This window comes from Clostridium malenominatum (assembly GCF_039521365.1).
Lineage (GTDB): Bacteria > Bacillota > Clostridia > Clostridiales > Clostridiaceae > Clostridium_AW > Clostridium_AW malenominatum.
On record NZ_BAAACF010000001.1, the window covers coordinates 634,075 to 649,888 of the forward strand.

At 31.4% G+C, this 15,814-nt stretch carries 18 protein-coding genes; all 18 read left to right on the top strand.

What is annotated here, in order from left to right:
- Window positions 1–4: 4 nt before the first annotated feature.
- The 18 genes from dnaK to ccpN all read left to right on the top strand — a co-directional run bounded on the left by dnaK (window position 5) and on the right by ccpN (window position 15,785).
- A complete protein-coding gene (gene dnaK / locus ABDZ69_RS03155; protein ID WP_343766484.1) occupies window positions 5–1,852 on the top strand; it encodes a molecular chaperone DnaK in 1,848 nt (615 codons plus the stop codon).
- Window positions 1,853–1,923: 71 nt separating this feature from the next.
- Entirely contained in the window at window positions 1,924–3,045 is a 1,122-nt protein-coding gene (gene dnaJ, locus ABDZ69_RS03160; RefSeq protein WP_343766487.1) for a molecular chaperone DnaJ, read from the top strand.
- A gap of 90 nt (window positions 3,046–3,135) precedes the next feature.
- Window positions 3,136–4,077 carry a 50S ribosomal protein L11 methyltransferase gene (gene prmA, locus ABDZ69_RS03165; protein ID WP_343766488.1) on the top strand — a complete coding sequence of 314 codons (942 nt, stop codon included), beginning with the start codon at window positions 3,136–3,138 and terminating at the stop codon, window positions 4,075–4,077.
- A 14-nt stretch (window positions 4,078–4,091) separates the two neighbouring features.
- The gene (locus tag ABDZ69_RS03170; RefSeq protein WP_343766490.1) at window positions 4,092–4,844 is read left to right on the top strand and encodes a 16S rRNA (uracil(1498)-N(3))-methyltransferase; all 753 of its coding nucleotides are present in this window, start codon (window positions 4,092–4,094) and stop codon (window positions 4,842–4,844) included.
- Entirely contained in the window at window positions 4,844–6,145 is a 1,302-nt protein-coding gene (mtaB, locus tag ABDZ69_RS03175; protein ID WP_343766492.1) for a tRNA (N(6)-L-threonylcarbamoyladenosine(37)-C(2))-methylthiotransferase MtaB, read from the top strand. Before ABDZ69_RS03170 ends, mtaB begins: the two co-directional genes overlap by 1 nt.
- Before the next feature lie 63 nt (window positions 6,146–6,208).
- Entirely contained in the window at window positions 6,209–6,553 is a 345-nt protein-coding gene (locus ABDZ69_RS03180) for a histidine triad nucleotide-binding protein (RefSeq protein WP_343766494.1), read from the top strand.
- A gap of 144 nt (window positions 6,554–6,697) precedes the next feature.
- Window positions 6,698–6,874, top strand: coding sequence for a 30S ribosomal protein S21 (gene rpsU / locus ABDZ69_RS03185; RefSeq protein WP_027625040.1), 177 nt, complete (start codon window positions 6,698–6,700; stop codon window positions 6,872–6,874).
- A 22-nt stretch (window positions 6,875–6,896) separates the two neighbouring features.
- Window positions 6,897–7,349: a GatB/YqeY domain-containing protein gene (locus ABDZ69_RS03190; protein WP_343766499.1), complete on the top strand. Its 453-nt coding sequence runs from the start codon at window positions 6,897–6,899 to the stop codon at window positions 7,347–7,349.
- Between the two features lie 127 nt (window positions 7,350–7,476).
- Window positions 7,477–7,761, top strand: a complete 285-nt coding sequence (gene yqfC, locus ABDZ69_RS03195) for a sporulation protein YqfC (RefSeq protein WP_343766501.1) — start codon at window positions 7,477–7,479, stop codon at window positions 7,759–7,761.
- On the top strand, window positions 7,754–8,899 hold the full coding sequence (yqfD, locus tag ABDZ69_RS03200; protein WP_343766504.1) for a sporulation protein YqfD: 1,146 nt from the start codon (window positions 7,754–7,756) through the stop codon (window positions 8,897–8,899). Before yqfC ends, yqfD begins: the two co-directional genes overlap by 8 nt.
- A gap of 33 nt (window positions 8,900–8,932) precedes the next feature.
- Window positions 8,933–11,026 (top strand): HD family phosphohydrolase, encoded by a 2,094-nt coding sequence (locus ABDZ69_RS03205; RefSeq protein WP_343769566.1) that lies wholly within the window; start codon window positions 8,933–8,935, stop codon window positions 11,024–11,026.
- Entirely contained in the window at window positions 11,023–11,526 is a 504-nt protein-coding gene (gene ybeY / locus ABDZ69_RS03210; protein ID WP_343766506.1) for an rRNA maturation RNase YbeY, read from the top strand. Before ABDZ69_RS03205 ends, ybeY begins: the two co-directional genes overlap by 4 nt.
- Before the next feature lie 29 nt (window positions 11,527–11,555).
- Window positions 11,556–12,260: a diacylglycerol kinase gene (locus ABDZ69_RS03215; RefSeq protein ID WP_343769568.1), complete on the top strand. Its 705-nt coding sequence runs from the start codon at window positions 11,556–11,558 to the stop codon at window positions 12,258–12,260.
- A 70-nt stretch (window positions 12,261–12,330) separates the two neighbouring features.
- Window positions 12,331–12,738 (top strand): cytidine deaminase, encoded by a 408-nt coding sequence (locus ABDZ69_RS03220; protein WP_425544623.1) that lies wholly within the window; start codon window positions 12,331–12,333, stop codon window positions 12,736–12,738.
- Window positions 12,739–12,747: 9 nt separating this feature from the next.
- Window positions 12,748–13,629, top strand: coding sequence for a GTPase Era (era, locus tag ABDZ69_RS03225; RefSeq protein WP_343766508.1), 882 nt, complete (start codon window positions 12,748–12,750; stop codon window positions 13,627–13,629).
- A gap of 27 nt (window positions 13,630–13,656) precedes the next feature.
- Window positions 13,657–14,403, top strand: coding sequence for a DNA repair protein RecO (recO, locus tag ABDZ69_RS03230; protein ID WP_343769571.1), 747 nt, complete (start codon window positions 13,657–13,659; stop codon window positions 14,401–14,403).
- Complete coding sequence (locus tag ABDZ69_RS03235; RefSeq protein ID WP_343766510.1) at window positions 14,404–14,943, top strand: DUF4342 domain-containing protein; 540 nt, start codon at window positions 14,404–14,406, stop codon at window positions 14,941–14,943.
- A 200-nt stretch (window positions 14,944–15,143) separates the two neighbouring features.
- Window positions 15,144–15,785: a transcriptional regulator CcpN gene (ccpN, locus tag ABDZ69_RS03240; protein ID WP_343766513.1), complete on the top strand. Its 642-nt coding sequence runs from the start codon at window positions 15,144–15,146 to the stop codon at window positions 15,783–15,785.
- The last annotated feature ends 29 nt before the right edge of the window (window positions 15,786–15,814 follow it).

The following is a 15,814-nucleotide window of genomic DNA, read 5'->3' on the forward strand; positions in this document are numbered from 1 at the left end:
TATAATGGCAAAAGTAATAGGTATTGATTTAGGTACCACAAACTCATGTGTATCAGTTATGGAAGGTGGAGAACCAGTTGTAATTACAAACTCTGAAGGAGCTAGAACAACACCATCAGTTGTATCCTTCCAAGCAAATGGAGAAAGACTTGTAGGTCAAGTTGCAAAAAGACAGGCAATAACAAATCCTGATAAAACAATAATGTCAATAAAAAGAGAGATGGGAACAAACCATCAAGTAAATATAGATGGAAAAGGCTTTTCACCACAGGAAATATCAGCAATGATACTTCAAAAACTTAAGGCTGACGCAGAAAGCTATCTTGGAGAAACTATAACTCAAGCAGTTATTACAGTTCCAGCATATTTTAATGATAGCCAAAGACAGGCTACAAAAGATGCTGGTAAGATAGCTGGTCTTGAAGTTTTAAGAATAATTAATGAACCAACAGCAGCATCTCTAGCTTATGGTTTAGATAAGAATCATGAAAATCACAAGATATTTGTTTATGACTTAGGTGGAGGTACTTTTGACGTATCAATACTTGAACTAGGAGACGGAGTATTTGAAGTTAAATCCACAAATGGTAATACAAAGCTAGGTGGAGATGACTTTGACCAAAGAATAATAGATTATATAGCAAGTACTTTTAAATCTGACACTGGTATAGATTTAAAAAATGATAAGATGGCTTTACAAAGATTAAAAGAAGCTGCTGAAAAGGCTAAAATTGAACTATCTTCATCGATGCAAACTAGTATTAATTTACCATTTATAACAGCAGATGCAACAGGACCAAAACATATAGATATAAACTTAAGTAGAGCTAAATTCAATGAATTAACTCATGACTTAGTTGAAGCTACAATTGAGCCAATGAAAAAAGCTTTAAAAGACGCAGGTCTTTCAATAAATGAAATAGACAAGGTTGTTTTAGTTGGTGGTTCCACAAGAATTCCAGCGGTTCAAGAAGCAGTTAAAAACTTTACAGGAAAAGATCCATCAAAGGGAGTTAATCCAGATGAATGTGTTGCTATGGGTGCAGCTATTCAAGCAGGAGTATTAACAGGAGACGTTAAAGACGTATTACTTCTTGATGTAAGCCCATTAACTCTTGGTATTGAAACTTTAGGAGGAGTTGCTACTGCATTAATTCCAAGAAATACAACTATTCCTACAAGAAAGAGTCAAGTGTTCTCCACAGCGGCAGATGGTCAGACTTCCGTTGAAATTCACGTAGTTCAAGGGGAAAGACCAATGGCTGGAGATAATAAGACATTAGGAAGATTTACTTTATCAGGAATAGCACCAGCTCCAAGAGGAATTCCACAGATAGAAGTAACTTTTGATATAGATGCTAATGGTATAGTAAATGTTTCTGCAAAGGATAAAGGAACAGGAAAAGAAGCTAACATTACAATCACAGCATCAACTAACCTTTCTGATGATGAAATCGAAAAGGCTGTAAATGAAGCTAAAAAATTCGAAGAACAAGATAAGAAGAGAAAAGAATCTATCGAAATAAAGAATAACGCGGATCAAGCTGTATACCAAACAGAAAAAACTTTAAAGGATTTAGGAGATAAGGTATCAGCTGAGGATAAAGCCACTATAGAAGAAAAAATGAAAGCAGTAAATGCAGTAAAAGATGGAGAAGATTTAGAAGCTATAAAGAAAGCTACTGAAGAATTAACTCAAGCTTTCTATGCGGTATCATCTAAGATGTACGAAGCTGCAGGCGGAGCGCCAGGAGCTGAGGGCTTTGATCCAAACAATATGGGTGGAGCAGGAACAGGCCCAGCAGATGACAATGTAGTAGATGCTGAATATAAGGTTGAAGAAGATAAATAATTATTTAGAATTAATTAAGGGATGAGTGGTCACTCCTCCCTTAATTTTAGTGAAAAAGAGGTGGTGAAGGGATGGCTAAAAAAGATTACTATGAGGTACTTGGGTTGCAAAAGGGAGCAAGTGAAGATGAAATAAAGAAAGCATTTAGAAAGCTTGCTATACAATACCATCCAGACAAAAATCAAGGGAACAAAGAAGCAGAGGAAAAGTTTAAAGAAATAAACGAAGCCTATCAGGTATTATCTGATCCTCAAAAGAAAGCCCAATATGATCAATTTGGAACAGCAGATTTCCAAGGATTTGAAGGCGGCGGCTTTGGAGGTTTTGATTTTTCTGATATGGGTGGTTTTGGAGATATATTTGATTCTTTCTTTGGTGGCGGTTTTGGCGGCGGAGGAAGAAGAAGAAATGGCCCTCAAAAGGGTGCTGATTTAGAATATACAATTAATTTAACCTTTGAAGAAGCCGTGTTTGGAGCAGAAAAAGAAATTAACTTAACTAGAAGTGAAACCTGTGAAACTTGTACAGGTTCTGGAGCTAAGCCAGGAACTCAACCTAAAGTTTGTCCGAAGTGTAATGGTTCAGGACAGGTTAAAGTACAGAGAAATACTCCTCTAGGAAGCTTTGTGAGTGTAAGCACTTGTGATACTTGTAGCGGAAAGGGAAATGTTGTATCAGATCCATGTCCAGAGTGTAGGGGTAAAGGAACTCTAAGAAAACAAAAGAAAATAAAAGTAAAGGTTCCAGCAGGTGTTGATAATGGCAATGCTATTCCAATTAGAGGTCAAGGAGAAGCAGGAACTAATGGAGGACCTTCAGGAGATTTATATGCTAGTATAAGGGTAGCTCCTCATCAATTCTTTAAGAGAAAAGGTTTTGATATTTATATAGATACTCATATTAGTTTCTCAAAAGCAGCTTTAGGAGCAGAACTTAAAATAGAAACCGTAGACGGAGAGGTTAAATATACTGTGCCTGCAGGTACTCAGCCAGGAACTGTATTTAGATTAAAAGGTAAGGGTGTACCCTTTGTTAATGGAAGGGGTAGGGGAGATCAATATATTAATGTAATTGTTGATATACCTAAAACACTCAATGCAAAGCAAAAAGAAGCACTACATGCTTTTATGGAAGCTAGTGGAGAAGTTGAAGAGACTGAAAAATGGGGTATCTTTGGGAAAAAGAAAAAATAACTGTAAATTAAATTGCGGAGCAATAAAAATTGCAACGCAATTTTTTATGTTGTATAATTGATAAAAAAGTCTCAGAAAGGAAGTTTACATATGAATGATAAGGATTGGTTGGAAGTAACTATATTAACTAGTAGTGAGGCTGTAGAAGCGGTTTCAGGTATATTATATAATACTGGAGTTCAAGGAGTTTCCATTGAAGATCCAGAAGATGTAGAGTATAAGAAGAAAAATCCAGGGGATTGGGATTATTTTGATGAAGATCTTCTTCAAGTTAAAGAAGGAGCTATAATAAAAGGATACTTTAAAGAAGATGAAAAATTTGAAGAGTATTTAAAATATATAAAAGAAAGCATAGATAATTTACAAGAATATGGCATCGATAAAGGCAAGGGAAATGTATTTGTAACTAAGGTTAATGAAGAGGATTGGGAAAATAACTGGAAAAAGTATTATAAGCCAACAAAAGTAGGAGATAAGGTTGTTGTAAGACCTATATGGGAGGAATATGAAGCCCTAGAAGGGGAAGTGATAATTGACTTAGACCCAGGAATGGCTTTTGGTACAGGAACTCATGAAACTACAAGAATGTGCATTAAAGCTTTAGAAAAGTATGTTAATCCTGAATCTATAATTTTTGATATAGGAACAGGCTCAGGAATACTTGCCATTGCTGCGGCAAAGCTTGGAGCAAAAAAGGTAATAGGGGTAGATTTAGATCCTGTAGCAGTTACATCAGCAAAAGAAAATGTAAGCTTTAATGATTTAGATAATATAGAAATACTTTATGGGAACCTTATGGAAGTTGTTAATGGAAAAGCTAACATAGTAGTAGCAAATATTATAGCAGATATTATAATATTACTTACAGAAGATATTAAGACCTTTATGGAGAAGGGTTCATATTTCATATCTTCAGGTATAATTAAGGAAAGAAAAGATGATGTAGCTAAAAAACTTGAAGAATGTGGATTGGATATTGTAGAGGTAAACTCAGAAGGTGAATGGGTTTGCATTGTATCAAAACTAAATTAAGGAGTGTTAATGGAGTGCATAAGTTTTTTGTTCCAGAAGAATTTATTTTTGAAGAGGAAGCAATTATAGAAGGTGATGATGTAAAACATATATATAAGGTTTTAAGATTATCATTGGGAGAAAAAGTTACAATAAATAATTGCAATGGACAGGAATATTTAGGAGTTATTAAAGAAATAACTAAAAAAGAAGTAAGAGTAGAGCTGAAAGAAAAACTCCATATAAATAATGAAAGTTCTGTAGAAATATATTTATTTCAAGGATTACCTAAGTCATCTAAAATGGATCTAATTGTTCAAAAGAATTGTGAGTTAGGCATAAGAGAAATTACTCCTATAATTACAGAAAGAGTTATAGTTAAAAGTGAAATTGGTGAATATAAGAAACTAGATAGATGGGTTAGGATAGCTCTAGAAGCTAGTAAACAATCAAAGCGAACCTTAATACCAAAAATAAATTCTCCTATAGAATTTGAAGAACTACTAGATAAATTAAAAGAGATGGATTTAATAGTAGTGCCTTATGAAAATGAAGAGGGCTTTGGAATTAAAAATCTTGTAGGTACACTAAGAGATAAAGAGATAAAAAAAGTAGGGGTTATAATTGGTCCTGAAGGTGGCTTTGAAGAAAAGGAAATACAGGTATTAAGAAGTATAGGAGCGCATATAGTAACCCTTGGTCCAAGGATATTACGAACTGAAACTGCAGGCTTTGTATGTACCTCTCTTATTATGTATGAATTAGGAGACTTAGGAGGAAAGATATAATGAAAGTTGCTTTTACCACGCTTGGTTGCAGAGTTAACCAATATGAAACAGAAGCTATGTCGGAAAAATTTACAAAGGCTGGCTATGAAATAGTAGATTATGAAGAATACGCAGATGTTTATGTTATAAATACCTGTACTGTTACTAATATGAGTGACAAGAAATCAAGACAGATGATAGGAAGAGGAAGAAGAATTAATGACAATGCAGTTATTGCAGTAGTAGGATGTTATTCTCAAATAGCCCCTGAGGCTGTAGCTGGAATTGAAGGAGTAGATGTAGTAGTAGGCACGAGAAATAAAGGGGATATTGTGCATTTAGTTCAAAAATATATGAATGAAAAAAATCAGATAGTTCAAGTGGAAGATGTGCTTAAAAATAATGTTTTTGAAGAATTAAACATAGAACAATATAGAGATAGAACTAGAGCTTTTATAAAAATACAAGATGGATGTAATAATTTTTGTTCTTACTGTGCTATTCCATATGCTAGAGGAGCGGTTTGTTCAAAAACACCAGAAAAAATTATCGAAGAAGCTAAGAAGTTAGCCTCCCACGGTTTTAAAGAAATTACACTTTCGGGAATTCAAATATCTTCTTATGGCGTAGATATAGAAGGGAATTGGGATTTACTTGCAATTCTCGAAGAATTAGATAAAATAGAAGGTATAGAAAGAGTTAGAATAGGCTCTATTAGTCCTAAGTTTTTTACTGAAGAGAGAAGAAATAGAATTTATAATTTGAAAAAACTGTGTCCACATTTTCACTTATCCCTTCAAAGTGGGTGTGATGTTACTTTAAAGAGAATGAATAGACATTACACTACTGAGGAATATAAGAGTGTAGTAGAGGGACTTAGAAATAATATAAAAGATGTATCCATTACAACGGATATAATAGTAGGGTTTCCAGGAGAAACAGAAGAAGAGTTTACTTCTACCTATAATTTCTTAAAAGAAATTAAGCTGTCAAAAATGCATGTATTTAAATACAGCCCTAGAGAAGGAACCAAGGCTTCTTCCATGAAAGAACAAATTCATGGAAATATTAAAGAAGAAAGAAGCAGTAAGCTTATAGAGTTAAACAAGGAATTAGAAAAAGAATTTATGAGTAAGTTTATTAATAAAACCTTTCCTGTATTATATGAAGAAAAATCTAAAAACAAACATAGTTCATGTGAAGGATATACTCCTAACTATATAAAGGTGATTTGTCATAGTGATAAAATAGTGGAAGGTGATATAATAAATACTACAATTGTTCACGTGGAAGAAGAACATTGTGTAGGAAATTTAATATAATATATAGAGGATATTAACATAAAATGTTGAATATTATTTATAGGCTAAATGGGAGGTGAAATTGTGGATAGTTGTATATTTTGCAAAATTATAAAGGGAGAAATACCTTGTAATAAAGTTTATGAAGATGAAAAAATTTTAGCATTTAAGGATATAAGTCCAGAAGCACCAGTACATATACTTATCATACCTAAAAAGCATATTGAAAGCCTGAGTACCCTTGAAGAAGATGATAAGGATGTAATTTCCCATATTTTTATAAAGGCCAAGGAAATAGGTGAAAAAATGGGTATAGCTCAAAGTGGTTATAGAATTGTAAATAACTGCGGTGTAGATGGAGGGCAAACAGTTTCCCATATGCACTTTCATATACTAGGTGGAAGAAGCCTACAGTGGCCACCTGGCTAAGATGCCTGAAATATAAAAGTAAAACAATTAATGAAATTGTTGACAGGGGCTAGAGTTGTATTATATAATAAGCTATGTGCTATGTCACCCATATTGCCTGTTTAATTTAGGAGTAAATTGAGCTAGCGGAGGGAGGGAGATCAAATGTCAGAAATCAGAGTTGGAGAAAACGAATCACTAGAAAATGCATTAAGAAGATTTAAGAAAAAATGTGCTAGAGCTGGGGTTCTTTCAGAAGTTAGAAAAAGAGAACACTATGAAAAACCAAGCGTAAAGAGAAAGAAAAAATCAGAAGCAGCAAGAAAGAGAAAATTCAAATAAACTTTGAAAGAAGGTACAGTATATGGCCCTTAAAGGAAGATTGCAAGAAGATTGGAAGCAAGCTTTAAAGGCAGGAGATAAGTTTAAAGCTACTACTCTTAGTACAGCCAGAGCAGCTATATTATTAGTAGAAAAAACTGATGGAAGAAAACTAGATGAAGATGATGAACAAATCATTGAAATCTTGGCTAAGGAAGTAAAGCAAAGACGTGAAGCTATCCTTGAGTTTGAAAAAGGAAACAGACAAGATTTAGTAGAACAAACAGAAAAAGAAATTGAGATCTTGTTAAGTTACCTTCCTCAGCAGTTAACAGAAGAAGAAATCGTTGAGATTGTCCGTCAGGCAATAGATAAAACGGGTGCTAGTAGCATAAAAGATATGGGCAAAATTATGGCTGTAGTTGTACCAATGACAAAAGGTAGAGCAGATGGAAAACTTGTTAGCGATATTGTAAAGAGAAATTTAAATAAATAAAAAAAGACTGACATAAAATCAGTCTTTTTTATTTATTTAAAGCCTCCTATTTAAATAGGAGGCTTTTGTCATTTTATTAATATTTACTTCATAAATTAATATGAAAGTACTTATAAAAGGTGAGAAAATGGAAAATAAAATTAATGAAGTAAAGAATAGTTTTGCAGACAAGTTAGATTTACCAAGAGATCTAGTGTTAGACTTACCTAAAATAGCTATAACGGGAGACAATGAAATAATAATTGAAAATCACAAAGGAATAATTATTTTTGATGAAAAACAAACTAAAATAAATACCAGGGTTGGACTAGTAACTATATATGGAGAAAATTTAGAAATACTGTTTTTAGGAGGAACCACCATAACTCTAAAAGGAAGATTTAGATCTGTGGTGTATGAGGGAGATGAGTAAAGTAAATTTAGGAAAATATGAGGGAAGTATTATTACCCTGGAAATACAATCTCTCATGCCAGAAAAGTTTTTAAACTTACTTTGGAGAAATGGCATACAAATCAAAAATATAAAAAGAAAGGATATAAGTACTTTTACCCTAGAAATGAGCTTAAAGGATTATAGGAAAATAGAAGGTTTAGCTAAAAAAACTGATAGTAAAATAAAAGTTATAAATAGAAAAGGATTAGGATTTTTTCTTTTAAAATTAAGAAGAAGAAGAGCATTGACTGTAGGAGTGTTTCTTTTTAGTGCAATAATATATGTTCTATCAACTTATATTTGGATAATTGATATAGAAACCGATAAAACTCTATCACCATATGAGGTAAGGAGAGAGCTTCTTTCCTATGGTATAAAAGAAGGTATAAAAAAAGATAGCTTTAATGTGATGTCTATTGAAGAAAAGCTAATAAAAAACAATGAAAACATCATGTGGGTAAGAGTAAGAGTGGAAGGTGCTATATTAAAGGTTAAAGCCACAGAAAGGCAGAGTCCACCTAAAATTATCCAAGAAGAAGAGCCTTGTAATTTGATAGCGAAAGCTGACGGCGAAGTGGTTAGGGTATTTACAACAGCTGGTACTGCGGTAGTGAAAAAAGGGGATATTGTAAAAAGAGGAGAACTGCTAGTTAAAGGAGAACAAGGGAAAGAGGGAAGTGTATATTTGGTACATGCTAAGGGAGAAGTTATTGCTAGAACTTTTTACGAAGAAGTTAAAAAGGTAAAGATTAGTGAGGTTAAAAGAGAGAGGACAGGTAATAAATCAAATAATATATATATAGAAATTGGTAAAAAGAAGTTGTTTTTAAAAAAATCTGTGAATAATTTTGATAAGTATGATAAAATAGAATCTAGAAAAGGACCTATAGTTTTCCAAGATTTCTTTGAGGTGAATGAGAAAGTACATTCTTTAGATAAAAATAAACTCATTGAAGAGACCTCAGAAGAATTGTTTAATAATATTAAAATTAATTTTGACAAGAGTATTACCATAGTTGACAAAATAGTAGATTACAGTGAAGAAAATGATACACTTAGTGTTAGGGTGTTAGTAGTTGCTGAACAAAATATTGCATTGCCTGAAAAAATTCAATAGAGAGCAGTAATGTGATGAAAAGGAAGGTTTTGTATTATGAATAATACTTTAGATAAAACTTTTAAGCAGGACAATTTTAAAAGATTTGCTTTGTTTGTATTTATATTTGTTTTTTTATATTCAGTACTTATAACTTCATTGGTAACTAAAAAATATAGCTTAAATGAAGGGGATATCCCTAAGATTGATATTAAAGCCCCGAGGGAGATAATCGATGATGCTGCAACAAAAGCAAAAATACAACAAGCTGTACAATCTGTTCCCTTGCAGTATAATAAAAATCCAGAAGTGAAAATAAATGTAATTGAAAATATAAACTTTTTGTTTTCAAAAGTAAAGGAATTAAAAAGTTCTACCTTATCAAAGGATGAAAGGCTTGAACAATTAAAGGCCTATCCTAAATTTAATATTATGGATGAAGAGTATGCATTTCTAATGAATCTTAATGAAGAGGAACTAGAGATGTTAAGTAATGTTTTGGTAAGTACCATGTCTCAAATGTATGATTCTATTAACATTGCAGATAGTGGAGAGAGTAAAAATGATGATATAAAAAAGTCTCAAGAATTTATAGGGACTAAAATTAACGCATCTAATCTCCCTAAAAAAGCTTTAAAAGATTTAGGCATATCTATAGGGTACTCTCAAATTAAAGCAAACTTTTTCTATGATGATGAAAAAACAGAGGAACTTAAAAGTGAAGCTAAAAAGAGAGCTCCAGTAATCATCAAAAAAGATCAGACCATTATAAAAGAAGGAGAACCTGTAACAAAAGGCCAGTTAGAATTATTAGAAAAGTTAGGTCTTTTAAATACAAAAGAAAACTTTCAATGGTATATTTATTTAGCTTTAGGAGGACTGATTTTTTCTATATTATCTTTGCAATGGTATTATATAAGGCGATATGACAGAGCAATTTATAACGATATAGGAAAATTGATATTAATTAATATATTAACCTGTATTTCCGTATTGTTAGCTAGAGTACTGAGTGGAGTTCCCTTCTTAATTCCTTTAGCTTGTGTTCCTATGCTATTTGCTTTATTAATTAGCAGTAGATTGTCTTTAATTATAAATGGTTTAAGTTGTATATTAATTACTTGTGCTGTTCAATTTAATGTAGAAATAACTATTTTGGCATTAGTAAATTCTGTAGCAGGATCAATAATATTGAAAAGAATGCAACAGAGAAATGATATTATTTACTCAGCCATGATCTTAGGATTGATAAATATTACTACTACTTTTTCAACAGGCTTTCTATTAAGCAACAATACCATGGATGTAGTAAAAAAAGCTTCCTATGCAGCTATAGGGTCATTTATATCTGGAATATTAACTACGGGCTTCCTACCTTTTTTTGAAAGTATATTTGATATTGTAACTACTATAAAATTGTTGGAATTGTCAAATCCCAATACTCCATTATTAAAGAGACTTCTTGTAGAGGCGCCAGGAACATATCATCATAGTGTTTTAGTGGGAAATCTTGCAGAGGTTGCAGCAGAAGAAGTAGGTGGAAATCCAGTGCTTGCAAGAGTAGCATCTTATTATCATGATATAGGTAAGATAAAAAGGCCTTATTTCTTTAAAGAAAACCAATTAGGCAATGATAATCCTCATGATAAAATTAATCCTGATTTAAGCACTCAGATAATAACTGCTCATATAAAAGAGGGTGTAGAATTAGGAGAGGAGTATAAGATTCCAAAAATAATAAGAGATGTAATTGAGCAACATCATGGTACTACTTTAGTGAAATATTTTTATATAACTATGAAAAATTCAAGTGATAATCCTGAAGAAATTAAGGAAGAAAATTTTAGATATCCGGGACCTAAACCAGTAACAAAAGAAGCGGCAATAATTATGCTTGCTGACAGTGTAGAGGCAGCAGTACGTTCTATAAATGATCCTACAAAAAGTAAAATTGAGGAAATGGTTAATAAGATAATTAAAGATCGATTAAACGAAGGTCAGTTAAATAATTGTGAATTAACCTTGAAGGATATTGATAAAATTAAAGATGCCTTTACAAAAGTATTTATGGGAATTTATCACCAAAGAATAGAGTATCCTACAGATAAATGGGAAAGCAAGGGAGAAGGAAAGGAAGATAAACTTTGATATATATAGAGGATGAGCAAGTAGTAATAAAAACAGATAAAGAATTAGAAATATTAATAGAAAAGTTAGTAGAGTATACCCTAAAGGAAGAGGGTGTAACCAAGGAATTTGAATTAAGCATTTTATTTGTGGATAATGAAAGAATTAAAGATATAAATAGAGAGGAAAGAGGAAAAGATATTGAAACAGATGTATTGTCTTTTCCAATGCTTCATTATCCAAAAGGCAAAGTATTTAAAGAAGTATATTTAAACTATGATTTTTTACCGGAGGATTTATATGAAGGAAGGTTAATTTTAGGAGATATTGTTTTATCCTTAGAAAAGGCCGAGGAGCAAAGAGGAGAGTTTGATCATTCCTTCAAAAGAGAAGTATGTTATTTGATAATACATTCAGTTTTACATCTTTTGGGATATGACCACATGGAAGAAGAAGAAAAAGCATTAATGAGAAAGAGGGAAGAGGAGATATTACAAAAATTTAATATAATTAGAGAATAAATACCTTTAAAGTTGGTGTTGTTATGAATATAAAAGTGAGAAAATTGATTGATAGCTTCAATTATGCAATAGAAGGATTATTATATGCAGTAAGAACTCAGAGAAATATGAGAATACATTTGATACTTACTCTTTTAGTTCTTACTGCTTGTTTCTTTTATGATATAAGTAAAATTGAACTTCTGATTTTATTTATAACAATAACTATAGTTATTGTTACAGAGCTTATTAATACAGCTATTGAGTTTGCAATTGACACCACTACAAATTACTATCATCCTCTAGCTAAAATAGCTAAAAACGTAGCAGCAGGTGCAGTTTTGGTTACCGCGTTAAATGCTATGGTGGTGGGATACATAATATTTTGGAATAAACTTGAATATGTGAATTTTATAGTGATAAATAAAATTAAAAATTCAAATCCTTATATGATATTTATAATATTATTTATTGTATCCATTATAACCTTGGTGATAAAGGCAATTTATGGAGAAGGTACACCTTTAAAAGGAGGTATGCCAAGTGGCCATAGTACCATAGCCTTTGCTATAGCAACTACAATAGCACTGCTTACAGAGGAGACTATAGCAATAATTTTAAGCTATTTATTAGCTTTAATAGTAGCTCAAAGCAGAGTGGATTCTAAAATACATTCTATTTTAGAAGTTATTGCAGGAGCTTTATTTGGAACTTTAATTACCATATTATTATTTAAATTTTTGGGCAAAATATAATATATTGAAATGAAAAAAATTAATGCTATAATTTATTTACGAGAGTAAACTTTGGAAGGGGAATTAAAGGATGGTAAATATAGATTATAATGCATTAGTTCTTGAAGCTTTAAAAGGAAGAGAGAGTGCCTATGTACCTTACTCAAATTTTAAAGTAGGAGCCGCTATTTTAACAGGTAGTGGAAAAATATATAATGGATGTAATATTGAAAATGCTTCCTATGGAGCTACTAACTGTGCTGAAAGAACTGCTATATTTAAAGCTGTTTCAGAAGGTGAAAAGGAAATTAAAGCTATAGCTGTAGTGGGAAGTTTAGAAGAGTATACTTTTCCATGTGGGATTTGCAGACAAGTGATAAGCGAATTTGGGAAGGAAGATACTCCTATAATAATCGCTAAAAATGAAAATGACTTTAATGTATATAGGTTAGATGAAATACTGCCAGGTGCATTCACAAAGAAAGATTTGAAAAAATAAGGAGGATATATGTACAAATCAGGATTCGTAACTATTATTGGAAGACCAAATGTAGGAAAATCAACACTATTAAATAAGATAATGAATGAAAAGTTATCTATAGTTTCAAACAAACCTCAAACTACAAGAAATAATATTCAAACCATATTAACTGGAGAGGATTATCAATTTGTATTTGTTGATACTCCAGGTATGCATAAGCCAAAACATAAACTTGGAGAATATATGGTAAAAAATGCGGAAAGCTCATTAAAAGAAGTGGATATAGTTCTTTTTTTAACTACACCAGAAATGGCTGCTGGTAAAGGAGATTTATATATAGTAGAGGAGCTGAAAAAAACAAAAACTCCAGTTTTCCTTGTAGTAAATAAAATAGATGAAAATACTCAGGAAAGAGTAGCAGAAACCTTAAAAAATTACTCAGATATAATGGAATTTAAAGAAATAATACCTATCTCGGCGATGAATGGGAAAAATGTTGATAAGTTAATAGAGCTTATGAAAAACTATATTCCAGAGGGTCCGCAATATTACCCTGAAGATATGATAACGGACCAGCAGGAAAGATTCATTGTAGGAGAAATAATAAGAGAAAAAGCTTTAAGATTATTAAACGAAGAGGTTCCACATGGAATAGCTATAGATATAATGACAATGAAAAAAGATGAAAAGGGAATATATCAAATAGAAGCTTATATGCTGTGTGAAAAAGACTCACATAAGGGAATAATAATTGGGAAAAATGGATCTATGCTTAAGAGAATTTCTCAATATGCAAGAGAGGATATTGAGAAGTTTTTAGGATGTAAAGTATATTTAAAAGTATGGGTTAAAGTAAAGAAAGATTGGAGAGATAGCCAATTTATACTTAAGGAATTAGGCTACAAATAGATTTGTTAAAGGTTAGGAGATGATCTTCTGTCTATCTTTGATACAAGAGCTGTAGTAATAAAGACTCAAGATTATAAGGAATCTGATAAGATAGTTTGGTTTTATAGCGAAAAATTAGGCAAAATTTCCACTATTGCAAAAGGTGCTAAAAAGAACAGAAGTAAGTTTTTCTCCTCTACCTTGTCCTTTTGTTTTGGTAACTATACTTTTTACAGAGGGAAGGGTATGTATACTTTGAATGAAGGTGAAGTAGTAGAGTCTTTTCAAGGACTATTAATGGATTTAGAAACCATAACCTATGCCTCTTATTTTTGTGAACTAATAGATATAGCTGTTGGTGAAGAAGAAAGTGATAGAGAGCTTTTTAAAGATATGATTACCGCCTTTTATTTTATGAAGAATAAAGTGGGAGATTTAGAAACCTTAGCTAGGATATTTGAGCTTAGAGTATTAAGAGCTACGGGATATAATTTAAATCTTCAAAATTGTACTCAGTGTAGAAGTAAAATATCTTCAGCAGATTATATAAGCTTACAGTATTTGGGTGGTATATGTAATGATTGTGAAAAGAAAAATGGAATAAAGATTACTAATGGTGTATACAACATATTAAAATATTTAAATGAAATTTCTTTAGAAAAAAGTTATAGAATTACCATTCCAGATAATTTAAAAGAAGGAATCTATGAAGTTTTAAACCAAATAATTTCCCAAAACTATTTCAGAAAACCTAAAAGTTTAGAAACCCTTAATTTATTAAAAGGAGTGAAATAAATGAGTGAAATTACTATCGAGAAAATTGATATTATAAGAGAAAGAACAAAAGTTAGCTATGCAGAGGCTAAGGAAGCATTAGAAATCTGCAATGGAAATGTGGTAGATGCCTTAATCTATGTAGAAGAAAATAAAAAGAAAAAAAGAGAAGAAATGTATATAGGAAAAGATGAATTTATTAATTGGATAAAAGATTTAATTAATAAAGGAAATGTTAATAGAATTAAAATTAAAAAAGGGGATAAGGTTATAGCAGATATTCCAGTAACGGCTGGAGTTGCAGTAACTATTGCAGGATTATGGGCATCACCTTTTATAGCTTTAGCTCTATTTGCAGCAGCATTAACTCAAATAACCATTGAAATTACTAAAACTGATGGTACTGTTGAAGTGATAAACAAAATAATAAAATCCACAGTGGATGATGTAAAAGATAAGGTTCAGAATAAGTTTAACAATGAAAATAAGGTTGATGAAGATACTGTTTATACTTACTCAGTAGATTTTGAGGAAGTAAAAGAAGAGGATGATAAGCAATAAAGTAAAATAAAGTCAGCAGTTAAGAGCTGCTGACTTTTATAATTATGTATTAATAATAAAAAACTTAAGTAAGGCTAAGAAAACGAGACATATTATATAGCATATTTGAAATAAATAAGCATAATAAGCTTAAAGTGATATACTATTTCCTTCTATATGATGATATAATAGATTATATGATGTAAAATACTTGGAAGAGGGTGAACAATATTAAACTATCGCAAAGACAGGAAGAGATTATTCAATTAGTAAAAGAAAATGAACCTATTACTAGCGAACAGTTAGCGGCGAAGTTAAATTTGACTAGAGCTGCATTAAGACCAGATTTATCTATACTTACTATGACAGGCATATTAGATGCAAAGCCAAAAGTAGGATACATATATTCACAAAAGCCCTCCTATAATGCAGTAAACGAATATATAAGAAAAATAAAAGTTGAAGACATAATGTCAAAACCTGTGATAGTTAGTGAATCAACTACTGTTTATGATGCCATAGTAGATTTATTTTTACATGATGCAGGAACTTTATTTGTAGAAAACAATGGAGTTCTAGTAGGAGCTACTTCAAGAAAGGATTTTCTCAAATTTGCCATGGGAGGTACAGACATGCATAAAGTACCTGTGGGAATTATTATGACGAGAATGCCAAATATAATTGTTGTAGATAAAGATGAATTAGCTTACGATGCAGCATGTAAAATAATAGAGCATGAAATAGATAGTTTGCCAGTAGTAGAAAAGGTAATAGATAATAATAAAGATGGATTAAAAATAATTGGAAAAGTATCAAAGACTAATATAACTAAGTTATTTGTTAAAATGGGAAAAAACATATAATCATAAAACTATTTTATCGGTGAAGGGAT